The sequence below is a fragment of the Kitasatospora sp. NBC_00374 genome (genome assembly GCF_041434935.1).
Taxonomy (GTDB): Bacteria; Actinomycetota; Actinomycetes; order Streptomycetales; family Streptomycetaceae; genus Kitasatospora.
Genome location: NZ_CP107964.1, coordinates 1006582 through 1030426, shown reverse-complemented (window position 1 = coordinate 1030426; position 23845 = coordinate 1006582). Strand labels below are relative to the sequence as shown.

Annotated in this window: 25 protein-coding genes and 1 tRNA gene; 15 read left to right on the top strand and 11 right to left on the bottom strand. The window is 74.1% G+C overall.

The genetic code is table 11. The features are described 5' to 3' along the window. The first annotated feature begins 168 nt into the window (after positions 1-168). From OG871_RS04775 to OG871_RS04760, 4 genes are all read left to right on the top strand, one after another. Positions 169-1419, top strand: coding sequence for an MFS transporter (locus tag OG871_RS04775; protein ID WP_371503212.1), 1251 nt, complete (start codon positions 169-171; stop codon positions 1417-1419). A gap of 220 nt (positions 1420-1639) precedes the next feature. Continuing rightward, complete coding sequence (locus OG871_RS04770; protein ID WP_371494404.1) at positions 1640-2935, top strand: extracellular solute-binding protein; 1296 nt, start codon at positions 1640-1642, stop codon at positions 2933-2935. Positions 2936-3001: 66 nt separating this feature from the next. Next, entirely contained in the window at positions 3002-3934 is a 933-nt protein-coding gene (locus OG871_RS04765; protein WP_371494403.1) for a carbohydrate ABC transporter permease, read from the top strand. Beyond that, a complete protein-coding gene (locus OG871_RS04760) occupies positions 3931-4782 on the top strand; it encodes a carbohydrate ABC transporter permease (protein WP_371494402.1) in 852 nt (283 codons plus the stop codon). The genes OG871_RS04765 and OG871_RS04760 overlap by 4 nt, the downstream gene beginning before the upstream one ends. 23 nt (positions 4783-4805) lie before the next feature. Here the strand turns inward: OG871_RS04760 and OG871_RS04755 are convergent, their stop codons facing one another. The 4 genes from OG871_RS04755 to OG871_RS04740 form a co-directional block, all read right to left on the bottom strand. Beyond that, a complete protein-coding gene (locus OG871_RS04755; RefSeq protein WP_371494401.1) occupies positions 4806-5078 on the bottom strand; it encodes a hypothetical protein in 273 nt (90 codons plus the stop codon). Between the two features lie 152 nt (positions 5079-5230). Continuing rightward, a complete protein-coding gene (locus OG871_RS04750; RefSeq protein WP_371494400.1) occupies positions 5231-5752 on the bottom strand; it encodes a hypothetical protein in 522 nt (173 codons plus the stop codon). Between the two features lie 130 nt (positions 5753-5882). Beyond that, complete coding sequence (locus OG871_RS04745; RefSeq protein ID WP_371494399.1) at positions 5883-6581, bottom strand: hypothetical protein; 699 nt, start codon at positions 6579-6581, stop codon at positions 5883-5885. Between the two features lie 2 nt (positions 6582-6583). After that, positions 6584-7204, bottom strand: a complete 621-nt coding sequence (locus OG871_RS04740) for an RNA polymerase sigma factor (RefSeq protein WP_371494398.1) — start codon at positions 7202-7204, stop codon at positions 6584-6586. A gap of 254 nt (positions 7205-7458) precedes the next feature. On the opposite strand from OG871_RS04740, the gene OG871_RS04735 reads away from it, so the two are divergent. Beyond that, positions 7459-8271, top strand: a complete 813-nt coding sequence (locus OG871_RS04735) for an SAM-dependent methyltransferase (protein WP_371494397.1) — start codon at positions 7459-7461, stop codon at positions 8269-8271. Positions 8272-8274: 3 nt separating this feature from the next. Here the strand turns inward: OG871_RS04735 and OG871_RS04730 are convergent, their stop codons facing one another. After that, the gene (locus OG871_RS04730; protein WP_371494396.1) at positions 8275-9018 is read right to left on the bottom strand and encodes an alpha/beta fold hydrolase; all 744 of its coding nucleotides are present in this window, start codon (positions 9016-9018) and stop codon (positions 8275-8277) included. A gap of 152 nt (positions 9019-9170) precedes the next feature. On the opposite strand from OG871_RS04730, the gene OG871_RS04725 reads away from it, so the two are divergent. From OG871_RS04725 to OG871_RS04705, 5 genes are all read left to right on the top strand, one after another. After that, complete coding sequence (locus OG871_RS04725; protein ID WP_371494395.1) at positions 9171-10013, top strand: S-methyl-5'-thioadenosine phosphorylase; 843 nt, start codon at positions 9171-9173, stop codon at positions 10011-10013. 216 nt (positions 10014-10229) lie between these two features. Further along, the gene (locus OG871_RS04720; RefSeq protein ID WP_371494394.1) at positions 10230-10952 is read left to right on the top strand and encodes a response regulator transcription factor; all 723 of its coding nucleotides are present in this window, start codon (positions 10230-10232) and stop codon (positions 10950-10952) included. After that, the gene (locus OG871_RS04715; RefSeq protein WP_371494393.1) at positions 10949-12352 is read left to right on the top strand and encodes an ATP-binding protein; all 1404 of its coding nucleotides are present in this window, start codon (positions 10949-10951) and stop codon (positions 12350-12352) included. The genes OG871_RS04720 and OG871_RS04715 overlap by 4 nt, the downstream gene beginning before the upstream one ends. Positions 12353-12693: 341 nt before the next feature. Beyond that, positions 12694-13359 carry a ricin-type beta-trefoil lectin domain protein gene (locus tag OG871_RS04710; protein WP_371494392.1) on the top strand — a complete coding sequence of 222 codons (666 nt, stop codon included), beginning with the start codon at positions 12694-12696 and terminating at the stop codon, positions 13357-13359. 523 nt (positions 13360-13882) lie between these two features. Further along, positions 13883-14377: a hypothetical protein gene (locus OG871_RS04705; RefSeq protein ID WP_371494391.1), complete on the top strand. Its 495-nt coding sequence runs from the start codon at positions 13883-13885 to the stop codon at positions 14375-14377. A gap of 19 nt (positions 14378-14396) precedes the next feature. Here the strand turns inward: OG871_RS04705 and OG871_RS04700 are convergent, their stop codons facing one another. Beyond that, positions 14397-14792: a hypothetical protein gene (locus OG871_RS04700; protein ID WP_371494390.1), complete on the bottom strand. Its 396-nt coding sequence runs from the start codon at positions 14790-14792 to the stop codon at positions 14397-14399. Further along, positions 14792-15958 (bottom strand): molybdopterin-dependent oxidoreductase, encoded by a 1167-nt coding sequence (locus OG871_RS04695; protein WP_371494389.1) that lies wholly within the window; start codon positions 15956-15958, stop codon positions 14792-14794. The genes OG871_RS04700 and OG871_RS04695 overlap by 1 nt, the downstream gene beginning before the upstream one ends. 173 nt (positions 15959-16131) lie before the next feature. On the opposite strand from OG871_RS04695, the gene OG871_RS04690 reads away from it, so the two are divergent. Next, positions 16132-16224: transfer RNA gene (locus OG871_RS04690), tRNA-OTHER, on the top strand. A 254-nt stretch (positions 16225-16478) separates the two neighbouring features. Here OG871_RS04690 and OG871_RS04685 read toward each other — a convergent pair. Next, a complete protein-coding gene (locus tag OG871_RS04685) occupies positions 16479-16652 on the bottom strand; it encodes a hypothetical protein (protein WP_371494388.1) in 174 nt (57 codons plus the stop codon). A gap of 275 nt (positions 16653-16927) precedes the next feature. Here OG871_RS04685 and OG871_RS04680 point away from each other — a divergent pair, with 275 nt between their 5' ends. Further along, positions 16928-18160, top strand: coding sequence for a helix-turn-helix domain-containing protein (locus OG871_RS04680; RefSeq protein WP_371494387.1), 1233 nt, complete (start codon positions 16928-16930; stop codon positions 18158-18160). A gap of 206 nt (positions 18161-18366) precedes the next feature. Here OG871_RS04680 and OG871_RS04675 read toward each other — a convergent pair whose 3' ends face one another. Both OG871_RS04675 and OG871_RS04670 read right to left on the bottom strand, forming a co-directional pair. Beyond that, a complete protein-coding gene (locus OG871_RS04675) occupies positions 18367-19167 on the bottom strand; it encodes a maleylpyruvate isomerase family mycothiol-dependent enzyme (protein ID WP_371494386.1) in 801 nt (266 codons plus the stop codon). 34 nt (positions 19168-19201) lie between these two features. Beyond that, entirely contained in the window at positions 19202-21199 is a 1998-nt protein-coding gene (locus tag OG871_RS04670; protein WP_371494385.1) for an aldehyde dehydrogenase family protein, read from the bottom strand. Between the two features lie 165 nt (positions 21200-21364). On the opposite strand from OG871_RS04670, the gene OG871_RS04665 reads away from it, so the two are divergent. Continuing rightward, positions 21365-21835: a MarR family winged helix-turn-helix transcriptional regulator gene (locus tag OG871_RS04665; protein ID WP_371494384.1), complete on the top strand. Its 471-nt coding sequence runs from the start codon at positions 21365-21367 to the stop codon at positions 21833-21835. 10 nt (positions 21836-21845) lie between these two features. Here OG871_RS04665 and OG871_RS04660 read toward each other — a convergent pair whose 3' ends face one another. After that, positions 21846-22034 carry a hypothetical protein gene (locus OG871_RS04660; RefSeq protein WP_371494383.1) on the bottom strand — a complete coding sequence of 63 codons (189 nt, stop codon included), beginning with the start codon at positions 22032-22034 and terminating at the stop codon, positions 21846-21848. Positions 22035-22248: 214 nt separating this feature from the next. On the opposite strand from OG871_RS04660, the gene OG871_RS04655 reads away from it, so the two are divergent. Together OG871_RS04655 and OG871_RS04650 are read left to right on the top strand one after the other, a co-directional pair. Further along, entirely contained in the window at positions 22249-23301 is a 1053-nt protein-coding gene (locus tag OG871_RS04655) for a YncE family protein (protein WP_371494382.1), read from the top strand. A 172-nt stretch (positions 23302-23473) separates the two neighbouring features. Further along, positions 23474-23656, top strand: coding sequence for a hypothetical protein (locus OG871_RS04650; protein WP_371494381.1), 183 nt, complete (start codon positions 23474-23476; stop codon positions 23654-23656). The last annotated feature ends 189 nt before the right edge of the window (positions 23657-23845 follow it).

Below are 23845 nucleotides of genomic sequence, written 5' to 3'. Positions count from 1 at the left end.
TGGGCGCGAACCGTGTCCCCGCATCAGGCCGCGCCAGGCACGCAGGAGCAAGTCCGGCACCCAGGCCCGGCGGAGCGGGACTCCGGGGCACCTTGGCAGTCCCCGCCGGGGCCTCTACACTCGGCAAATCCGAGCAGTGCTCATGTTTACCGTGCGGGGGAGGCGGCCATCAGCGGAACCCCGCCGCGCCCCGCCGCCCTCGCCGAGCCCACGACCCGGGTCGCCGCAGGCTGGACGGCCTCACTCGGCCTCGCCTCGCTCGCCGTCTTCATGGGCTTCTTCACCCCGATCCAGATCCTGCTGCCGCTCCAGCTCGAACAGCTCGACCCCGACCGCAAGGCCGAGCTGCTGGCCTGGGTCACCGGCGCGGGCGCCCTGGTCGCGATGCTCGTCAACCCGCTGGCCGGCGCGCTCTCGGACCGAACCGTCTCCCGCTACGGCCGCCGCCGCCCGTGGATCCTGGGCGGCGCACTGCTCGGCGCCGCCGGTCTGCTGGTCACCGCGGGCCGGCACGGCCTGCCCGGGATCACCGCCGGCTGGTGCCTCGCCCAGACCGGACTCAACGCCATCGTGGCCGGCGTCACCGCGCCGGTCGCCGACCAGGTCCCGGTCGCCCAGCGCGCCCTGGTCTCCGGCTGGACCGGCATCAGCCAGTCCCTCGGCCTGGTGGTCGGAGCCCTGCTGGTCACCGTGGTGGTCACCGGAGTGCTGCCCGGGTACGCGCTCACGGCGGCCCTCACCGTGCTGCTCGCCCTCCCGTTCGTGCTCCGGTACCCGGACCCCGTGCTGCCGCGCACCGCCCGGCCGCCCCTCGACCGGCGGGCACTCGTCGCCGGCTACTGGGTCAGCCCCCGCCGGTACCCGGACTTCGCCTGGGCCTTCGCCACCCGCTTCCTGATCAACCTGGGAAACGCGATCGGCACCCTCTACCTGCTCTACTACCTCACCGACGCCGTGCACCACCCCTCCCCGGAGAGCGGCCTGCTGGTGCTGACGGCCGTCTACACCGGCGCCGCGCTGCTCACCGCGATCCCGTCCGGCCTGGTCTCGGACCGCACCGGGCGGCGGCGTACACCGGTGGTCCTCGCGTGCGCGGTGATGGCCGGTGCCGCGCTGATCCTCGCGCTGTTCCCCACCTGGCCGGCCACCGTGCTGGCGGCGGCCGTGCTCGGCGCGGGCTTCGGCATCTACCTCGCGGTCGACCAGGCCCTGGTCACCCAGGTCCTGCCGGCCGCCGCCGCCCGGGCCAAGGACCTCGGCGTGATCAACATCGCCAACTCCGCCCCACAGGTACTCGCACCGGCGCTGGCCGCCCCCGTCGTCGCCCACCTCGGCGGCTACCCGGGCCTGTACCTGGTGACCGCCCTGGTCACCGTGCTGGCCGGAGCCCTGGTGCACCGCATCCGCGGCGTCGCCTGACGGCCGCCGCAAGGCTCGCCGCGCGGATCCGCCTGCGCGCGCGGCCGGAGCCGGCTGCCCGGCCACGCTGAGCGGGCCGACACACTTTCACTCCTCCCTCGCTCGGCGCGCTTCCGCGACTGCGAGGCGTGAGCGCGCTACAGGTTCAGTGGCGGTGTCCGACGGGGGCGCTGTCCGAGGCGCCGCCCGCACCACCCCTCCTCGCAGAACGGGACCACCCATGAGACGTCCGACCCGCGGCGCCCTGCTCGCCGCGCTGGTGCTCGCCGCCACGGCGGGCTGCGGCGGCGCCACCGGCTCCGGTGAGGCGCAGGAACCCGCCGACGCGGCCGGCACGCTGACGGTCTGGCTGCAGACGGACGCCCAGACCCTGTGGCCGAAGTCGGTCGACGCCGCCACCGCGGAGTTCCGCAGGAAGTACCCGAAGGTGGAGGTCAGCGTCGCCTACCAGGTCTGGACGGACCACCTGGCCAAGTTCGACGCGGCCGCCCAGGCCGGCCACGTCCCCGACGTCATCGAGCTGGGCAACAGCGAGACCGCGCAGTACAACGCGGCCGGTGCCTTCCTCGACCTCGCCCCGCGCACCGCGGAGTTCGACAACTCCGCCGACTGGCAGAAGGGCCTGGCCGACGCCTGCCACCTCGACGGGAAGCTCTACTGCGTTCCCTACTACGGCGGCACCCGCGCGGTGGTCTACCGCAAGGACCTGCTCGCCGACGCCGGGGTGACGCAGGCCCCGAGGACCTGGGCCGAACTCCAGGCCGCCGTGGCGGCGCTCGCCGAGCGGCACCGCGACGACCGGGGCTTCTCGCCGTTCTTCCTGCCGGGCCAACACCCGTACGGCGCCCTGCCGTTCGTCCTCGACGCCGGCGGGTCGATCGCCTCGCGGGGTCCGGACGGCCGGTGGAAGTCCGATCTCTCCTCCCCGGCGGCGATCGCCGGCCTGAAGAACTGGAAGTCCCTCGTCGACGCCGGGATGCGCGGCGACCGCACCGCCAACGACCTCGGTGCGGCGCCGGCCCTGGCCGCGGGCACCGCGGCCATGTCCTTCAGCACCAACGGCCAGCTGGTGAAGGTCTTCGGCGCGGAGGGCGACCCGGCCCTCAAGGACCGCATCGGGTCCTTCCCGATGCCCAGCCCCGCCCGGGCGGGACAGGTCGTCCCGCCGTACCTGGGCGGCTCGGTGCTCGCCGTCCCGGCCATGAGCAGACACCAGCAGTGGGCCGCCGAGTGGACCCGCCAGTTCACCTCCACCGAACGGGAGAAGGAGTTCCTGGCCGGCGGCTTCCTCGCCAACACCATGAAGCTCACCTCGGACGACCCCCAGCGCGCCGGCTACTTCCAGGGCCTGGAGCACAGCTGGAGCGTGCCCCCGGCCGAGAACTGGGCCGCCGTCGAGAAGGCCAACCTGGTCAAGCAGATGCTCGTCGACATCGCGACCGGCACCGCCGGCCCCGAGGACGCGACCAGGGACTACGGCAAGAAGATCGAGGACCTCCTCAACACCCCCTCCTGAGGCCGGTGCCCGCCCTCGCGCGGGCACGGTCGACACCCCCACCGGACGGATGGAACCCAACCCGTGGTGACCACACCCGAAGCGCCGGCCCGGGCCCGCTCCCGCGTCCTCGAACCACCCTCCCGGCGCCGCACCGACCGCACCCCCTACCTCCTCGTCGCGCCCTCCGTCCTGGTCCTGCTCGGCGTCCTCGCCTATCCGCTCGGCAAGGTGGTCGTGCTGTCCTTCCAGCACTGGGGCGTCGGCCAGATCTTCGGCGCCCGCGGTCCGGCCTTCGTCGGGACGGACAACTACACCGCCCTGCTGTCCGACCCGCAGTTCCGGACGGTGCTGCTGCGCACCGTCATGCTCACCGCCGCGATGGCGGGGCTGTCGATGGCCGTGGGCACGGCCGTCGCCCTGCTGATGCGGCAGGTGCCGGGCTGGTGCCGGGTGGCCATCACCTGCGCGCTGGTCCTCGCCTGGTCGGTGCCGACCTTCGTCTCGACCGAGATCTTCGCCTGGATGACCGAGTACAACTCCGGCGTCGTCAACTGGGCCCTCGGCATGCAGCCCCACAACTGGTACGCCGACGCCACCCAGGGTCTCGCGGTCGCCACCGCGGTGGTCGTCTGGGGCGCCGTACCGCTGATCGCCGTCACCCTGTACGCCGGGCTGGCCCAGATCCCCGCCGAACTCCTGGAGGCGGCCAGGATGGACGGCGCGGGAGCCTGGCGGCTGCTGCGCTCGGTGGTGCTCCCCCTGCTCCGGCCGCTGCTCGCGCTGCTCACCACGCTCTCGGTGATCTGGGACTTCCAGGTGTTCAACCAGATCTGGATCCTGCGCCAGGGCGCGCCGGGCGAGGACTACTACACCCTCGGCATCTACTCCTACGTCAAGGCGTACGCCGGCCACGACTACGGCCTGGCCTCGGCGGCCGCCGTGCTGACCGTGCTGCTCCTGCTCGGCGTGATGGTCGTCCACCTGCGCCAGATCGCGAAGATCGGAGACACCCCGTGACCCCGACCGCCCCCCGCTCCGCAGCCCGCCGGGCCCGGACGGCCGCGCTCTCGCTGCTCGGGCTCGCCGTCGCCGCCGTGTGGGCCTTCCCCGTCTACTGGATGGCCGCCACCGCGTTCACGCCCGGCGCCGGGATCCGCGCCGCCACTCCCCGGCTGTGGCCGCACCGGCCGACCGTCGCGCACTTCTCCAAGGTCGCCGCCGACCCGCTGTTCTGGCGCGCCGTCGGCAACAGCGCCGTGGTCACGGGGGCGACCGTGGTGCTGGCGATGGCCGTGGCCCTCGGCTCGGCACTCGCCGTCGCCCGCTTCCGCTTCCGGGGGAAGGGGCTGTACGTGGCCGCCGTCATGCTGGTCCAGATGGTGCCGCACGTCGCCCTGGTGATCCCGATCTTCCTCACCCTCAGCGACGTCGGCCTGTCCGACAGCATCACCGGACTGGTCGTCACCTACCTCGCGTTCGTCCTGCCCTTCGCCGTCTGGACGCTGCGGGGATTCGTGGCCGCCGTCCCGCGCGAACTGGAGGAGGCCGCCATGGTCGACGGCTGCGGCCGGGCGGCCGCCTTCCGCCGCGTCGTGCTGCCGCTCACCCTGCCCGGCCTGATCGCCACCTCCGTCTACGCGATGGTGCTGGCCTGGAACGAGTACCTCTTCGCGTACTTCCTGCTGGGCACCCCCGACAAGCACACCGTCCCGCTGTGGCTGACCCACTTCGTGACCACCGAGGGCACCGACTACGGGGCGCTGATGGCCGGATCGACCATCGTCGCGCTCCCGGTGGTGGTGTTCTTCCTGCTCGTCCAGCGGCACCTGGCGGGCGGCCTGACCGCCGGGGCGGTCAAGGGCTGAGCGGGCGGCCGCCGCCGGCCGGGTCAGCTCCCGGTGGGGAAGTAGGCGGCGGTCTGGTCGCGGTACAGCTGCTTGAGCTGCTCCCTGGTCATGTCCAGCCGCACCGTGCGCCCGTCCTCGTCCAGGTCGGCCACCGCGGACATCGGCACGCTGATCTCCTTGCCGAAGACCCAGACACCGGTGTCCACCAGGATGTGCCGCTCGTCCAGGTACACCGAGTGCCGGTCGACCCGGCCGACATGGCCGTCGACCGCGTCGACCCGGTACCCCACCAGGTCCACATGCCGCTGCGCCACATCCGCCTCCTCGTTCCGATGCTGTCGCCGGGAGACCACAATGCCCCCGGAACCGGCCCGCCCGCGGGGTGCCGTGGCTCGTCTGCCCGTCCGGGCGGCCCGTCATGCCCTGTCGGCCTGCGAAGGCATGACGGGCCGCCCGGGTCCGGCGCTCAGTGCACGCGGTCGCCGGTCAGCTGCGCCGGGACCAGGTCGTCGATGCGTTCGATCTCGGCCACCGGGGTGGTGTTGTACTGCATCACCAGCGCGCCGTCCGGGGCGCCGGGGCCGTGCCGCACCACCAGGTAGCTGCCGGCCTGGACGTGCTGGGCGTAGCCGGGCACGTGGCGCTCGGTCAGGAAGTGCCCGAGCAGGGTGTCCAGACCGCCGCCGCAGGCCGCGTCCTCGGCGGCCGCGACGGCGCCGGCCGCCAGCGGGCCGAGCACCAGCAGCGGCCCGACCTCCGGTACCAGCAGCAGCGCGGTGCCGCTCAGCACGCCGAACAGGCCGCCCGTCCAGCTGTCGCTCCCGTCGTCGGCGCAGACGAAGCCGTGCACCTCGGTCTGGCTCCGCAGCTCCTGACCGATGACCGACAACTCGTCGGCGGGCACTCCCTGTTCGAGCAGAATGCGGACGGCCTCCTCGGCGTCCCGCATCGATCCGTACACTCCGACCACACCGTTGACCTCGACCACGATCCGCTCCTCGTTCTGCCGCCCGGGTTACCCGGGGCCGGGCTTCCGGTGCCCGTCTGCCCCTGTTCCCGCAGGCCAAGCGGGCAAGTCCGGGTGAATCTCCGGCACCGGTGTTGACGGCGGTCGGGCCTCAGGGCCCCGTGGGGGCGGTGAGTTCCTCGGCGAGCGTGGCGGAGGGCTGCGGGATCTCGCCGAAGTCGGCGTCGGGGCACTCGACATGCAGGCGGTTGATGGCCGCTTCGAGGCGGGGCGGCAGGACCAGGCGCCGCCCGCTGTGGCACTGCTTGATCAGGTCGTGCTGGACCTCCTGCGGCAGCAGCGACTCCCGCGAGCCGCTCGCGGAGTGCCGGTGCAGATGGGCGGTGAGCCGGCGCCCCTGGGTGCGCCAGTGCTCCGCGTCCCGGAACTCGGCGCGCCTGCGGTGCGCCAGGAAGAGGCAGAAGGCGGCGTTCCGGCTGCCGCCGCCGGCCGCGAACTGCCACCAGAAGCAGGCGGCGTCGCGGTACCCGGCCAGGTGCAGCAGCGCGCCGAACACCAGGGCGCCGGCCGGGTCCATGTCCTCCCCGTCCGCGAGCCGCCGCAGCCCGGCCGCGGCGTGGGGTGCGGTGACGACCAGGGTGACGGCCAGGTCGAGGTCGTGGGCGGCCCGGTCGGTACCGGCCGGGAACCGGTACCCGGGGGAGGACGACCGCGGGGCCCGGTGGGCCCGCGGCAGGGCGGCGATCCGCTCGCGCGCGGCCGCGCCGTCGTAGTCCTCGTACTCGTCGGCGAGGATCTCGGCGTCGCCGAGCATCCGTTCGACGGACGGGTGTTCGTGGGCGCGGTGCACGGTCACTCTTCCGGCTCGGGACAACTGGGCAGGTTCAGTCTCTTCGCGAGGCGCCGCTTGGCGTGCCGTACGTGCGAGCGGACGGTGGCCTCCTCGATCCCCAGGTACTGCGCCACCTCGCGGTCCGAGCGGCCGAGTACGTAGCGCACCACCACCACGTCGTACTGACGGTCCGGCAGTTCGGCGATCGCCGCGTACAGGCCGAGTTCGCTCTCGATGACGGCGAACTCGTCCCGGAGCTCGTGGACCAGCAGTTTGCCGATCGCCGCCTGGAAGGCCGCGGTGCCGACCATGGCCGGCTGCCGGCCGTGCCGGTCGAGCCAGTCGTGGACGTGCTCCTTGAGGACGGTCCAGGCGTAGCCGGGCACCGACTCCTGGGCGAGCACGTGGTCCCAGTTGCGCAGCAGGTCGGCGCAGGCGTCCTCGACCACGGTGCGGGCGGCGTCGCGCCGGCCGACGTGGGTGTGGGCGTAGCGGAGCCAGAGCTTGTGGTGGTACTCGTGGAAGGCGTCGAAGGTCACCGGGGTCCGCCGGGCGGCCGGGCGGTGGTGCGACCGCGGTAAGGACGGCCGTGGCGGGGACAGCGTCTCGCTGCCCGGGAGGTCGGTGGGCGGGTGTCCCATCAGGCTTTCCTGTCAGGGCTGTTCGGGGGGTAGTCCGCGCCGGGGGACGCGGCGGTTCTGGCACAGGCGTTCTCCTAGTGGCCAGCCAACCGGATTTGTGCCCCCGATGTGCAGCGGCTCCGGAAGTTTTCTGCCACAGGGCAATAGTATGACTACGCTCCGCTCCATTCGGGTGATCAGTACCTCGGAAGGACGGCGGCACCCGGCCCGCCGGTTCCTCCGGTGGGCCGTCCGACAGTGCGAGGGGGCAGACGATGGCAGATGCGGACGGCATGGTCGATCTGGAGCTCGACCGGGCCCACTCGGCCCGGATGTACGACTACTTCCTGGGCGGGAAGACCAACTTCCCCGCCGACCGGGAGGCCGCCGCGCAGGCGATCGAGGCGTTCCCGTCGGCCCCGACCGCGGCCCGGATCAACCGCCGGTTCATGCACCGCTCCACCCGCCTGCTCGCCCGCCTCGGACTCGCCCAGTTCCTCGACGTCGGGACCGGGATCCCCACCTCGCCGAACCTGCACGAGGTGGTCCAGGGCGAACGCCCCGAGGCGCGGGTGGTCTACACGGACAACGACCCAATCGTGCTGGCGCACGCGCGGGCCCTGCTGCAGAGCCACCCCCTCGGCCGGACCGCCTACGTCCAGTCCGACGTGACCGACCCGGCCGCGCTGCTCAAGGCGCCGGAACTGCTCGACACCCTCGACCTCGACCGCCCGGTCGCGCTCAGTCTGAACGCGCTGCTGCACTTCGTCCCCGACGAGCGCGGCGCCCACGAGATCGTCGAGCACTTCAAGGCGACCCTGCCGTCGGGCAGCACGCTGGCCATCTCGCACGCGACCCCGGACTTCGACCCGGCCGGCATCGCCCGGGTCACCGACACCTACCGGGCGGCCGGCACCGCCGTCCAGGCCCGCACGCGTGCGGAGATCGCCCGGTTCTTCGACGGCTGGGAGCTGCTCGACCCGGGCATAGTGCCGGCCCACCGGTGGCAGCCGGACGACGAGGAGCGGGCCGCGGCCTCGACCGACATCGAGGCCTCCTGCTACGCCGGGGTCGCCCGCAAACCGTGAGGGTCAGCGGTGGCCGGCCGCCGCCAGCGGCAGTTGGAGCCCGCCCTCCAGCGGCGAGCGCAGCGCGAGCGCGGCGGCCACCTCCGCGGGCAGTTCGGCCAGGCCCAGCAGCCCGGCGGTGAGCCGGGCCGCCGCCCGGTGCCAGTCGCCGGCCCGGCGCAGCAGGGTGTGCCCGCTGCCCTCGACCCGGTAGCCCGCGACCTGGGCGCCCGCCGCGCGGGCCCGGCCGGCGAAGACCAGGGTGTCGGCGGGGGCCGTCACCCGGTCCCGGTCACCGTGCAGCATCAGCAGCCGCCGGTCCGACAGGTGCTCGCAGGGTTCGTCCTCGGGGCACCAGGGGGCCAGCGCGACCACGCCGGTCACGCACGGGTGGCCGGCGGCCCGCAGTGCGGCCCGGCCGCCCATCGAGTGGCCGATCAGTACGGTCGGCACCGGGCCGAGTTCCTCCGCGAGGTCGGAGAGCGCGGCCAGGGTGTCCCGGGCGGCGTCCGCCCGGTCGCCGTTCCAGCCCCGGCAGCGGTAGCGGACCGTCCCGACCGCGACGTCCGCGCCCGCGGTGGCCCGCTCCACGGCGCAGGTGAATCCGCGCATCCGCAGGCCCGGAAGGTTGACCGGCCCGGGCGCACGCAGACCGGCCACCTGGCCGCCGTGCAGCACCAGCACCGCGGCGCTCGGCGACGTGGGCCGCACCCGCCACGCCAGGGCCTGGTGGTCGCCGGCCCGCGGTACCGCAGCCTGTCTGTCCACGTGGTCACTCCTGTCCGTCCGGGGTGTCACTGTACGCGGCGCCGTACGCGAACCGTAAGGTTCCCGGCCTGATTCCGGGCCGGGCGGCTCATAGGCTGGTGGCGGCGTCCCGACCGGGCCGCAGTACCCACCCAGGGAAGGACGAGAGCCCCATGGCCGACTCGCAATCAGAAGCCCCCGTACGGGCCGAACTCGGCGTGATCGGCGGCTCCGGGCTGTACGCGCTGCTGGACGACGTCACCGAGGTCACCGTCGACACCCCGTACGGGCCGCCCAGCGACTCGCTCTTCGTCGGCGAGGCGGCCGGGCGCACCGTCGCCTTCCTCCCGCGCCACGGCCGCGGCCACACCCTGCCACCGCACCGGATCAACTACCGGGCCAACCTCTGGGCGCTGCGCTCGCTGGGCGTACGGCAGGTGCTCGGCCCGTGCGCGGTCGGCGGGCTGCGCCCCGAGTACGGGCCGGGGACGCTCGTCGTGCCGGACCAGTTCGTCGACCGGACGACCGGCCGGGTACAGACCTACTACGACGGGCTGCCGCTCCCGGACGGGACGGTGCCCGAGGTGGTGCACGTGTCGATGGCCGACCCGTACTGCCCGGACGGCCGGCGCGCGGCCCTCGCCGCCGCGCGGGACAGCGGCTGGGAGGCGGTGGACGGCGGCACCCTGGTGGTCATCGAGGGGCCGCGCTTCTCCACCCGCGCAGAGTCCCGCTGGTACACCGGGAACGGTTGGTCGGTGATCGGCATGACCGGCCACCCGGAGGCCGTCCTGGCCCGCGAACTCGGCCTCTGCTACACCTCGTTGGCCCTGGTCACCGATCTGGACGCGGGTGTCGAGACCGGGGAGGGCGTCACCCACGCCGAGGTGCTGGCGGTCTTCGGCCGCAACGTCGACCGGCTGCGGACCGTCCTGTTCGCGGCCTTCGAAGGGCTGCCGGCCGCCCGGGACTGTGTCTGCTCGCACGCCCTGGACGGGTTCCGGCCCGTCGAGTGATGACGCCGGTTCGGGCGGTGAGTTGCCACGGTGCATGCCGCTGCGACTGATCGTACGGGCTGCCCGGCAGTCGATCCGCGGTGCTCAGACTCCCCTAACGTTGCCCTGAGGTTCCGCTGACCTCCGGCCCGCCGCCCCGGCCGCCGGGCCCGCCCGGTGCGTTCGCGCAGTTGGCGGGGCTGGGGGCCGGCCGGACGGTCCGCTACGGTGTCCGCCATGACGTCCGTGCTCGTCGTCGAAGACGACCCGATCATCCGTACCTACCTGCTGGACGAACTGACCGCGCACGGGCTCGTCGTGCGTACGTCCCCCGACGCCCTCGGCGCTCTGCGGGAGGTCACGCAGTGGCAGCCGGACGCGGTGGTGCTCGACCTCGGACTGCCCGACCTGGACGGCGCCGACGCGCTGCGGATGATCCGCGGGCTGTCCCAGGTGCCGGTCCTGGTGGCGACCGCCCGCTCCGACGACCGGGAGATCATCAAGCTGCTCAACGCCGGCGCCGACGACTACCTGGTCAAGCCGTTCTCCGCCGGGCAGCTCGTCGCCCGGCTCGCGGCCGTCCTGCGCCGCAGCGCCGTGCAGACCGGGGCGGCCGGGCTCGGCGGCGGCCCCGACGGCGGTGCCGCCGCCGGCACCGCGCCGCTGGTCGTCGGCGAGCTGTGGATCGATCCGACGGCGCGCGCCGCCCAGCTCGCCGGCCGGGAACTGGCCCTGACCCGGCGCGAGTTCGACCTGCTGGAGTTCCTGGCGAGGAACGCCGGGCGGGTGGTCTCCAAACGGCAGCTGCTGGCCGAGGTGTGGCGCCTGCCGTACGTGGACGAGCAGACCGTCGACGTGCACCTGTCGTGCCTGCGCCGCAAGCTCGGTGAACGGGCGTCGACGCCCCGCTACCTGCACACCGTCAGGGGTGTCGGGGTGAAGCTGGTGTCGCCGCGGTGAGGGCCACACTCGCGATGGTCGCCCTGGTGGTCACCTCGATGGTGGCCGTGTCCTTCCTGATCCCGCTCGGCCTGCTGGTGCGCACCCAGGTGGAGACCCAGGCGACGATCGTCGCCGAGCGGCGGGCGGTGGCGGTGCTGCCGGCCATGGTCCTCTCCTCCCAGCCGGGGGAGCTGGCGCTGGCGGTGTCCGGCATACCCCGGGGCGAGCGGCCGTGCGTGCACCTGCCGGAGGGTCAGGTCGTCGGCGAGACGCACGCCCCCGAGGAGATGCTCACCCGGGCCGTGACGGACCGGAAGTCCACCGCGGGCAACGTGCCCGGCGGGTGGGCCTACCTGCAACCCGTGCTGCTGGACGGCGGCCGGGTCGCGGTGGTGGAGGAGTTCGTGCCGCAGGCCGAGCTGACCCGCGGGGTGACCAGGGCCTGGACGGTGATGGGGCTGCTGGCCGTCTGCCTGGTGATCGCCTCGGTCGTGGTGGCCGACCGCCTCGGCTCCCGGATGGTCGGGGCCTCACGCGGCCTGTCCCGGGCCTCCACCGCCCTCGGCGCCGGAGACCTGGCCGTACGGGTGGAGCCGGCCGGCCCCAGCGAACTGTACGAGGCCGGCGTGGCGTTCAACGTGATGGCGGACCGGGTGTCCCAGCTGCTGGCGAGCGAGCGGGAGTTGGTCGCCGACCTCTCGCACCGGCTGCGGACACCGCTGATGGCGCTGACCGTCGCGTCCGAGCGGATCGGGCCGGTCCCCGGTTCGGCCCAGCTGGGGGCGGCCGTCCGCCAGCTGGAGTCCGAACTCGACTCGATCATCCGCGCGGCCCAGACACCGCTGTCCACGCGGGTGACGGCGCCCGAGCCCGGGAAGGCGGGCCCGGTGGCGGCCGGGCCGTCGGCGTCCTGCCGGGTCGCCGAGGTGGCCGGCCGCCGGGTCGGCTTCTGGTCGATGCTCGCCGAGCAGCAGGGCCGGGCCTGCGCCTTCGCCGCCACCGACGAGCCGACCTCCGTCCCGCTGCCGGAGGACGACCTGGCCGCCGTCGTGGACGCCCTGGTCGGCAACGTCTTCCGGCACACCCCGCAGGGCACGGCCTTCGGGGTGAGCGTACGGCGGACCGCGCAGAGCGTCGTCCTGGTGGTCGAGGACGCGGGGCCCGGCATCGCCGACCCGGACGGCGCGGTGTCCCGGGGCGCCAGTACGGGCGGGTCGACCGGCCTCGGCCTGGACATCGCGCACAGCGCCGCGAACGCGACCAGAGGCCACGTACGGCTACGGCGCAGCCGGCTCGGCGGAGCGCACGTCGAGGTGGTCCTCGGCCTCGCCCCCGACCCGGACCGCGGCCTCGCCGCCTCCTGGGGCCACCGGCGCCGCCGCGCCGCGGAGAGCCGTCGGCTGCGCCGGCAGTCCTGAGCCCGCCTGGTGACGACCGACCGGTCCGGCCGGTACTTTCCGTTATTACCGGCATTCGGCCGGATCTCCTGTGCGGGAGGTCCGACGTGCGCCGGCGGCGGCCCGACCGACGGCAAGAGGCGGCAGGATGGTGCGACCGCGATGGTGGCGCCTGGTTTCCGCGACAGAGGGGTGGTGCCATGAAGGCTGCATCGCGGTGCGCGGCATGCGAGCGGAACGGCCAGGCGCAGGGCTGCCGTTGCGGGCAGCCCCCGGTGCGGGTGCCCGTGCAGCGGACGGCGTCCGCACCCCAGGACTCCGCCCGGGCCCGGCCGCGCGTCGACCGGCGGAGACTGCGTCCGGTGGTCGAGCCCTGGCTGAGGGCGCCTCAGGTCATCGGCATGCTGGCCGCCGGGCTGGTGGCCACCACGGCGGCCGTCGGCGTGCTGGCCGTCGTCACCACACCGGACGCCCTGACCGCGCCGATCGCCGGGCCGCTGCTGCCCTCGACCTGGACACCCACGGCCTCGCCGTCGCCGACCGTCGCCCCGTCCACACCCTCGCCGACCCCCAGCGCCACGCCGACGGCCGCGCCGTCGCCCTCTCCCTCGCCCACCCCGAGGCCCTCGCCCTCACCCACGGTGAGCCCGGACCTCGACGGAGTGCTGGTGAGCGCGGCCTCCGGACGCTGCCTGACCGTCAGCGGCCAGACCCGGGTGGACATCCGGGACTGCGACGCCGACCGGGACCAGCAGTGGACCCTCACCCAGGCCGGCGAGGTCCGCGACCGCGGTGGCGCGTGCCTCGCGCCGTGGAACGGCGGCGTCCAACCCGGGACACCGGTGCACGTGTGGCCCTGCACCAGGGACGGCCGGCAGCTGTGGCGGACGGGCGTCAGCGGTGCCCTGGTCGACGTGAGGTCCGGCCTGTGCCTGGACGTCTACAACGGCCGCACTTCCAGCGGCACCATGGTCCAGCTGTGGTACTGCGGCTACCACCAGGCGAACCAGACCTGGAGCGTCACCTGAGCAGCCGGCCCACCGGCGACGGTGACCCCGGCCGTGTGGTCGCCACCGACGGGGCAGGGGCCTGACGCCCCATCAACCTGGCCGGGGCGGCGGCGCGGAGGGGTGGGCGCGGCCGTCGACCGGACAGGGGATCGACGGCCGCGCCCACCGGCGGGGCGGTGGGACGGCGAGGCCGGGCCGTCCCACCTGCGGCGGGCAGGACCCGGTCGGCAGTGGGGTGCTGCCCGAAGCCCGCGTGTCGCCGACGGAACACCTCGTCACCGTCGGATCGACACCGCGATCGTACGACCGTCCCAGGGCCGGATCCGGCGTGCTCAGCTGCCCCGCAGCTACCCCTAAGGCTCGGCTAAACGCAGCGGCCGGCCGAAGGTGAGCGCAACCTTAGGCGACCGTTAGGGCTGCTTCACGGCCGGCCGACCGGCCTCGTACCGCTCGTACCATCGGCCCACGGCCTCCCGTCATCCGGAGGAGGGGCCGCCCCGGGCCGAGGTGAGACCACCGTGATCCTTGAGGAGGAACCTCCATGCGCCCTTTTTCCCGGCTTCCCGCGACGAGGACGGTCGAGCGGACCGGCGCCGTCCTGCGGGCCCGCGCGGTCAGCCGCCTGGAGGAGACGGCCGCCGAGCTGTGGAGCTTCGTACCGGTGACGTTCCCCGACGGGACGTCGTTCCCCGCACGGCGCGCCTTCGACGAGGCCGTCGCGCTGGGCAGGGCTCTGATCTACGCGTCGCCTCCCAGGGCGGCGGACCTGATGCGGTACTGCCTGAAGGCCCTCGCGGGCCTGGCCTCGGTGGGCGACCCGCAGACCTACACCGTCCAGGCCGGCATCGACGCCATGGCGGCGCGCACGCTGCTGCGGCAGAGCGGGATGGCCGCGTGGGAACAGACCCTGACGCGCGTGCTCCTCCTCACCGTCGAGTACCACCGGAAGGCGGGCCACCTGCCGGTGGCGCACCGGCCGCCCAGGGACGGCGGCCACGCCGGAACCGGTGCTCCGCCACCGCGCCCGGCCTCGTGACGGCGGCCCCGGACCGGGATCACCCGGCACGCCTGCGGCGTCGGCCGATCAGGGCCCAGACGGTGGCCACGACGGCGATCGCCGCCAGCGCCAGGAGCCAGTTGCGCAGGTAGGGGAGCGGCAGGACGGTCGGATTGCCGCCGTCGACACCGGCCCGCAGGACGGCGGGGAGGGCGACGGCGGTGACGGCGGCGGCCAGGACCAGGCCGGTGCGGACGGGGGTGCTGCGGGCGAGGGTGGCGCCGAGCACGCAGATCAGCGGCACCCAGAGGCCGTCATGGAGGAGCAGACCGCCGACCGCCCACTCGGCGATCTCCAGGGGGTGCTGGACGAAATGGTCGGTGAGCAGCCCGTAGAGGCCGTAGCCGGTCAGCGCGAGGCCGGCGAGCACGAGGACGGCGCGCAGCGTCCGCATCACAGCACCTCCATCCGGGCGACCCACTTGGTCTGCAGGACGCCGGGCCGGTTGGGAGCCATGATCCGCGCCGGGTAGCCGTGGTCGGGGTCCAGCACCTCGCCGTTGACCCGCAGGGCGAGCAGGGTGAGCGGGTCGCGGGCATGCGCGGCGGGCAGGTCCGTCACCCGGTACGGGCCGTCGGCCTCCAGCGAGGTGATCCGCACCCGGGCGCCGGCCGGGGCGCCGGCGAGCTCCAGCAGGTCACGGACGCGGACACCCGTCCAGCGGGCCGAGGCGCTCCAGCCCTCGACACAGGCGATCGGCAACTCGGCCTCGTACTGGGGGAGTCGGGCGAGGTCGGCGAGGGAGAGGGCGAGCGGTCGCGGGCCGTCCACCGCCAGCCGCCAGTCGGCGGGTACGGTCGCGGTGCCGGCCTGGACGGCGGTGCGGTTCACCGGCAGGCCCTGCGGGCCGAGGTCCGGGCGGCGCGGCGCGAACAGGTCGGTGACCCGCAGCCACGGGACGCTCTGCCCGGCCGTGGTCAGGGTGACCGCGCCGACCGAGGCGGCGACCGCCGTCAGGAAGGCCCGCCGCTGGGCGAGACCCGGCCTGACCCGCCGCCAGTGCGCGGCGACCAGCGGGGCCTTGGCGGCGACGTGCAGCAGCAGTCCGCCGGTGGCCAGCCAGCCCAGCCAGAAGTGCGTCTGCCGGAACGGGAACGGCCACGGATACCACTGCAGGGTGTTGAACAGGCCGGTGAACAGCTCCAGCAGCATCGCGGCCACCAGCACGGCGATCCCGAGGCGCTCCAGCGCGTGCAGCACGCTGCGGGCCGGCGGCCACTCGAACAGCTTCGGGTAGACCGCCCAGAGCTTCGCGGCCAGCAGCGGGATCGCGGCGATCCCGCTGATCACGTGCAGCCCCTGGGTCACCCGGTACCCGTTCACCGGCCGGCTCGGCAGCCAGCCTGGCCCCTCCTGGACGAGATGGCTGAACAGGCCCGTCAGGAAGCAGGTGAGCAGCGCCGCGCCGAGCCACCTGCCGAGCACCACGGCCGTGCGGGGCTCGTGCAGCGCGGAGCCGAACGTCCCCTCGCGCAGCGGCCCGCGCCGGAGGGCGTCCGGCGGGGTGGGGAGCGGGAGGTCGTACGGCCTGCGGTGCGGGGGAGGGGTGTTTTCTTCCACCCGTCCATCTGACCGCCTGGATGCCCTCCGCAGCGGCCTCGACGTGCTTACGGAAGTCATACGGCCGCTGCTCGGGTGTCGGCCGGGGTCAGCCGGGTGTCAGTGCCCGGTCAGGGCGCCTCGTCATCCTGAGGGCACGTCAGGGAGTGCCGGAAACGGGTTCCCGTGGCGGGGGAGAGGTGCCCGGAGCGGCTGATCGGGTGCCTGGCCGGCAACGGCCGAGCAGGGCCCTCGGGCCCGCGCAGGTTCGAATCCTGCCCTCTCCGCCCACAGTCCGACCCGCCCACAGTCCGACGCTCGCCCGACGCCGATGGCCGGCCTGCCGGTTGGAGCGGTGGCAGCCGTCGGTACGGGCAGGGTCGGGTCCTGCCGTGCGTGCCGCGTCATGGGCCCGAGGTGCGGGTGGACCATCGGCGGAGCGGATGCGCACTCCTCGGTTCGGGCGGTGTGCCGGCGAGGGCGGGAGTGTGCCTGCGCCGGCGGACCCGGTCGGGGTGGGGCCGCGTGGTCGGGGTGAGGGTCAGGGCCAGTCGATGTCTCCCGCGGAGCCGGCGTCGGGGGCGGTCACGGTCGTGGTGGTGGTCGTGGGTCGGGGGGTCGGCCAGTCGATGTCGGATTTCGTTTCGAGCGGCAGGGTGGTCACGGCGGAGGACAGGATCGCGGCGGTCAGGAGCAGCTGCAGGTGCTTGGGCATGAGGTCTCCAGGTGTGGCCCGGACGCTGGCACGGGTGGCGTGGATGGCGTTGCGGGCGACGGTAGTTGCCCGGTTGGTACGCCGTAAACCTAAGATGATCGCATCCGAATTGACAAGTGACTTGCCAAAAGTTGCCAAGATTCTCGCGCTGGACGGTGCCCACATCCAGTCCTTCGTGGCACTATATTGACAACGCAGATGCCACGAATGGGGGCGCGGCGAAGACTATGGCGGGACACGACGCGTGTCCCGCCCGGAATGATTGCGGGACTTGCATGACATCAACGTCGTCCTTCGGGTCGCGCCTCAGGTTCCTGAGGCAGCAGCAGGGGCTTTCCCAGGCAGCTCTGGCGGGCGACGAGATCTCCACGGGGTATCTGTCCCGTCTCGAGTCCGGCGCACGCCAGCCCACCGAGCGTGTGGTCAGCTACCTGGCCGCGCAGCTCGGGGTGGACCGCTCGGCCTTCGACACCCGGCCGGTCGGTGGTTCCCTCACCCAGGCTCTGAGCATGGCGGCGACGACGGACAACGACGCGGCCGTCGAGGAGCTTATCGACGTGCTCGCGGGGGCGGGCGACGAGGACCCCCTGCTGCGCTGGCAGGCCCTGTGGCTCATCGTCAAGTACTGGCACCGGCGCGGTGAGCGCACCGAGGAGCTCGCCGCCCTGGAGCAGCTGTGCGAGCTCGCCGACGAGCTCGGGCTGCCCGCGCTCCAGTGCCGGTCCAGGACCTGGTTCGCGCGGTGCCTCAGGTCGGCGGGCGAGGCGTCCCGGGCGTTGGAGCTGGCCGCGCGCACCTACCGGGAGGCCAAGGAGGCGCAGCTGTCCGCCGTCGACACCGGGAACGCGCTGGCGGCGCTGGTCGCGACCGAGGCGGAGGCCGGCCGGCTTCCGGACGCCCGCGCGCACGTGCAGGAGCTGCTCGACCTGGTGGCGGACGTCCCGGACAACACCCGGCGTGCCGAGGCGCTGTGGTCGGCGGCCACGGTCCACTCCCGGCTCGGGGACGACGAGAGCGCACGGGCCTACCTGGGGCAGGCCACGCAGGCACTGGACAGCCGTGACGACCTCACGCTGTGGGCGCGGCTGCGGCTGGCCGCGGCCTCGCTGTCGCTGCAGTCCCGGCCCGCCCTCACCGCACCGGCCCGCACGTACCTCGCGGAGGCGCAGACGGCACTGTCGCTCGTCGGCACGCCCGTCCAGGAGCAGGAGCTGCTGACGCTGCAGGCGCACCTGGCCTTCGCCGAGGGGGACCGCGTCGCGGCCCGGGGCTTCCTCGACCGCCTGGACCGGGACCAGTTGATGCTGAGCTACCGGGACCAGATCCGGCTGCACGCCCTCGACAGCCTGCTGCTGATCGGCGAGGGCCACCAGGCCCGCGGGCTCGCCCGGCTCAAGCAGCTGGGCGAGGACGCCCGCCGGGCCTCCAACATGGATCTGGCGGCGGAGATCTGGCGGCTGCTGGCCGAGGCGCTGGAGCACACCGAGAAGCCCGGCACGGCCGCCTGAGGAGGCGCCGGCCGGGCGGCGGCACGAGGCCCTCACCGCACGGGATCCCGCACCGGCCCGCCCCGTCGAGCTCATCGTCGAGATCGGCCGGACCGGCGGCCGTGCCGGCGCCCGCACGACCGAGGACGCCCTCGCCACCGCCCGCGCCGCCGCCGCGAGCCCCGCACTGCGCCTGGTCGGCGCCGGCGGCTAGAGCGACCCGCGGCTCAGAACGCCGAGTTGGCGCACCAGTGGGCGATCAGCCCCCGGTCGCCGTCGAGCGTGAAGGCCGCCGCGTCGTGGGGCAGGCGGCCGTAGAGCAGGAGCAGCAGATCGGCCGCCGCCCCGTGCACCGTCGCGTCGGCGGGCCCTGCCGCCCGGGCGGCGGGGTCGAGGCCGAAGCCGTCGGGCCGCAGCCGGACCCACCAGTCGCCGTCCCCGTCCCCGTCGGTGGCGCGGAAGCGGATCGTCTCGCCGGTGCCGCGCAGCTCGGCCACCCCGGGCGCGAAGATGCCGGCGAAGGGCAGGTTGACCAGGAACTCGTCGATCCCGTCGAGCGCGAGCGCACGGTCGACCGAGGGGGTCAGCCGCAGGGCCTGCTCGGCGTCGACGCGGTGCAGCAGGGTCTCGAAGAGCATCCGGCGCGCCCAGAACCGGGCGTGCTGGTCGGCGCCCCACGCGTACATCGGCACGTCCGGTGCGGTGGCCTCGAACGCGCCGGCCGCCTCGGTGGCGCTCGCGGCCAGCCAGCCGGGGTAGTCCGCCTGGTCGGCCGGGAGCCGCAGGTCCACGTCCCGGGTGCGCGGCGGCTCCTGTACGCGCCGGCGCAGCAGGACCGAGAACCAGCGCTGGACGCTGCCGGTGTGCCGGACGAGGTCGGCCAGTGTCCAGCCGGGGCAGCCGGGCACGGGGGTGCTGAGGTCGGCGCCGGCGAGCGCGGCCACGAACCGTGCGGTCTCGGCCGCCACGGCCGTGCGGTGGTCGACCGGGGCCGGTGCCCGGTCGGGGTGGAACGGGGTCGTCGTCATCGTGTCGTTTCCCTGTGGTGGTCCGGGGGCGGGCTCAGCCGAGCGGCTTGTCGAGGATCGCCTTGGTGTGGCTGAAGGTGTCGATGGAGTACTCGCCGTGGTAGCGGCCCATGCCGCTCTCGCCGACGCCGCCGAACGGCAGCTCGGGCACGGCCAGGTGCGAGACCGGCAGGCCGAACGCGAGGGCGCCCGAGGAGGTCTCCGCGGTGAGCCGCCGCTTGGTGTCCGCCGACTCGGTGAAGGCGTACAGCGCGAGGGGCTTGTCGCGGCCGTTGACGAACGCGATGGCGGCGTCGAGGTCGGGGACGGCGACGATCGGCAGGATCGGGCCGAAGATCTCCTCCCGCATCACCGGGGCGTCGACCTCGACGTCCGCGAGGACGGTGGGCGCGAGGTAGCGGGCGGCGCGGTCGTGGTCGCCGCCGGTGACGACGCGTCCGCTGCCGAGCAGGGCGGTCAGCCGGTCGAAGTGGCGCTCGTTGACGATCCGTCCGTACTCCGGGTCGGCGGCGGGGTCGTCGCCGTACGCGGCGTGGACGGCGGTGGCCAGCTGTGCGGGGAGTTCGGCGGCGGCGTCGCCGATCGCCAGGACGTAGTCGGGGGCGACGCAGGTCTGGCCGGCGTTGAGGAACTTGCCTCGGACGATCCGCTGGGCCGTGGCGGCCAGGTCGACGCCCGGCTCGACCACGACGGGGCTCTTGCCGCCGAGCTCCAGGGTGACGGGGGTGAGGTGCTTGGCGGCGGCGGTCATCACGACCCGGCCGACCGCGCCGTTGCCGGTGTAGAAGATGTGGTCGAAGCGCTGTTCCAGCAGCGCGGTGGTCTCCGGGACGGCGCCTTCGACCACGGCGACGGTCCCGGGGCCGAGGTAGCGGGGCAGCAGCTCGGCGATCGCCGCCGAGGTCGCCGGGGCCAGCTCGCTGGGCTTGACCACGGCGGTGTTGCCGGCCGCCAGGGCGCCGACCAGCGGGGCGAGCGCCAGCTGCAGGGGGTAGTTCCACGGCGCGATCACCAGGACGACGCCGAGCGGTTCGCGGACCACCCGGGCCTCGGCGGGGAGGAAGGCGTCGGGGACGCCGGCCGGCGCCGGACGCAGCCACTCCGCCAGGTGCTTCACGGTGTGGTCGAGCTCGTTCAGGGTGAAGGCGATCTCGGTGCGGTACGCCTCGGCGGGGCCCTTGCCGAGGTCCGCCCGCAGGGCCGCGAGGAAGACGTCGCTCTGCTCGGTGAGCATGGTCCGCAGGGCGGCCAGCCGGTCCAGTCGCCAGGCGAGCGGCCTGCTGCGGCCGGTGGCGAAGGCTGCGCGCAGCCGGGTCACCACCGTGGCGGGGTCGCTCGACAGGTCGTCGACCAACCGCTGCGCGAGGGCGGCGGAGGAGCCGGGGTTCTGACCGGTGTACAGGTTGCGGTCGACCACGGTGTGCGGGTCGAACGGGGCGGCCGCGACGAACTCGGCGCCGAGTTCGGTCAGGCGGTCCTGCACCAGCCACTTCGCCCTGGCGGCCAGGCCGACGGCCGCCTCCTCCTCGCTGGTGAACGCCGTCATGCGGTAGCCGGCGAACGGCCAGCTGCCGTCCTCGCGGCGGGCGGCGAGCAGGGCCGCGGGGGCGTGGCAGACCACGCCGAGCGGCCTGCCGGAGTCGAGGGTGCGGGTGAGGATCCGGCCGGAGGCCTCGTCGAGGGCGAGGTCCTCCATCGGGCCGTGGCCGCCGGGGTAGAAGACCAGGTCGAAGCCGTCGGGGTCGATGTCCTCCAGCACGGCCGGGGCGTCGAGTCCGGCCCTGATCGTGTCGAGGTAGGAGCCGATCGCGGCGGCGCGCTCCTCGCCGCCCGCGGCCGCCGCACCGAGGCTGCCCCGGTCGACGGGGGCGGGGACGCCACCGGGGGTGGCGAGGGTGATCTCGTAACCGGCCTCGCTGAAGATCCGGTGCGGCTCGGCGAGTTCCTCGGCCCAGTAGCCGGTCGGGTGCGGGGTGCCGTCGGCGAGCGTCCAGCGGTCGGCGCCGGTGACGACGAAGAGTGCGGCGGTCATGGGGTGGCTCCTGGGGCGGTCCGGCCCGGGGTGGATCGGGCGGGCCTTGAGATCCGAGTGGGTTGACGGCTGAGGTTGACGGCCTGGATGGTTGAACTCTTCAACTAATCTGAAGGTAATCCTCAATAGTTAAAGATGTCAAGTAATCTCGCCTACACTAGAACCATGACTCGCCCCGCGCCGCACGTCCCGTCGGCCGCACCGGCGCCGGCCCCCGCATCCGTGCAGTTGATGGACCAGCTCGCGCAGGCCGCGGCGTCCTACTACCGGAACTTCGCCGCGGTCGCGGCCGGACGCGGCCTCACCCTGATGCAGGGCAAGATGCTCAGCCTGCTGCGGCAGCCGATGCCCATGCGGACCCTCGCCGACCTGCTCGCCTGCGACGCCTCGAACGTCACCGGCATCGTCGACCGGCTGGAGGCCCGCGAACTGGTCCGGCGGGAGGCGGACCCCGCCGACCGGCGGGTCAAGCTCGTGCTGCTCACCGAGAGCGGGCAGCGGACCGTCGAGGAGATCCGCGCCGAGCTGATGTCCGAGCTCAGCGGCCTGGAGACGCTGGACGAGGCGGACAGACACGCCCTGCGACGGCTGCTGGGCCAGATCTTTCCCGCAGAGCACGCCCGCCCGCCGCGCTGACGCCGCACCCTCACCCTGACGCCGCCCGCCCGGAAGCGGCGCCCGAGACCCCCCGTACGGTGACGGCCCGCAGATGCCCGCGGAACCACCGGTGGCCGTGGTCCGCCGTGTTCCGCGGGTGCCAGGCCATGCCGATCTCCAGCGGCGGGACGTCCAGCGGGATGGCGAAGGTGCCCAGCCGCTCGGCGGCGCGGGTCACGCTGTTCTCCTGGAGCAGTACGTCCAGTGCCCTCAGCAGGGTTCAGATCCACGGGCTCTCCGGTCTCGGGCGGACGGCATCGCGGCGGATCGCGGCGGATTGCGTCCGGCGCAAAGATCCCTTGCCCATCTTTGCATTGCCCGGCAGGTGCCCCGGCTCCGAGAGTGGAGTGGTCCGCAGCAGTGCGGACCCCGTATCTCACCTGGAGTTGCCCGTGCAGCAGTCCGTCCGTAGCAACCTGGCCGGCGACGTCCTCGCCGTGGTCAGCCAGAGCGGCCCCACCGTGTCCTTCTTCGACGCCGCGACCGACCGGCACCTGGACACCGTCGACGTCCTCGCCGAGCCGCACGAGCTGTGCTTCGACCCCTTGCAGCGCCTGATCTGGTGCGCCAGCACCTACCGCTCGGGGTACTACCACGCCAACAGCGGGCGGCGCAGCGAACTGACCGTCATCGACCCGGACACCCGCAAGATCGTCGAGGTCGTCGACCTCGCCCCCGAGCACGGCCCGCACGGGCTGGCCCTGGACGCCGTCCGCGGCCGCCTGTACGTCAGCGTGGAGGGCGCCGGGAGCCGCCCCGGCGGGGTCGTGGTCGTCGACACCGCGACCCGTCGCCCGATCGGGCGCATCGACACCGGAGCGCCCGGCCCGCACTGGTTCGTCGTCGACCCGGCCGGCCGGGCCGGCTACGCCAGCAACAAGGAGGCGCCGTTCGTCTCCGTCGTCGACCTCGACCGGGGCGTGCTCACCGACCGGATCGAGGTGCCCGGCAGCGAGGGCATCGCGGTGTCCGCCGACGGCTCCCAGGTCTTCGTCGCGGCGCCGTACGGCTCGTTCGCGGACCGGGCCGAGGCGGCGCCGGCCACCGGGATCCGGGTGATCGACACCAAGGCCGCATCGATCACCGAGGTGCTGCCGACGGAGCACGTGGTCTTCCCGGTCCACGTCACCTCGACCGGGCGGCTCCTGGTCGGCGAACTGCGAATGGAGCCCGACCCCGCGGCCAAGCTCGGGCGCCAGGCGGCCGGGCGGCTCACGGTGTTCTCCGCCACCGGCCACGAGCGGCTGGGCGCCGTCGACGTCGGCCGGTTCCCGCTCACCATCACCTCGTCCGCCGACGGCCGGATCGGGTACGTCGCCTGCGTCTCGTCCTCCACCGTCGACGTCGTCGACCTGGACACGATGCGATCCCTCGCGCGGCTGGACATCGCCAGGCGCGGCGAGCCGGGCGCGCACGGGATGGCCTACATCCCGAAGTCGGGCTGACCGCGCACGTTCCCGGCATCCCGCGCCCACCGGCACGGGCCGCTCCGAACGAACGAACCGAGGACGTCCGATGCCGGCCACGCACGATGCCGATCCCAAGGCCCGAGCGCTGTACCGGCCCGTCGCGCGCGGGTGGCGATCCCGCCGTTCACCGAGGCCGGCCGCGGCCTGCATGGGCCATCCGGCCGCCGCCGTGGCCTGGCCCGCCCGGCGCCGCGCCGCGGAGGGCGAGGGCCCGCGTGCCGGGCAGGTCGTGTTCTCCGGCGGCCTGACCGCGGCCGCACCGCTGGCGGCGGGCGACCTGGTCAGTGCCACCGTCGACCGGCTGGGGACGCTCGAACTGTGCTGCCGCTGAGGCCCGTTGAGGCTCGATGCGGGAGGCGCCCGGATGCCGCCCGTCCCGGTCGAAGGACACGGCCACCGGTGCCCGTCAGCTCCTCGCCCCGACCGCCGAATACGCCGGGCGGGCCCGGGAGATCGTCCGGGCGACCCGCCACCCGCCGCGAAGGACACGGGGGTTGCCGCTGCGGCGGTTGCCTCCCCC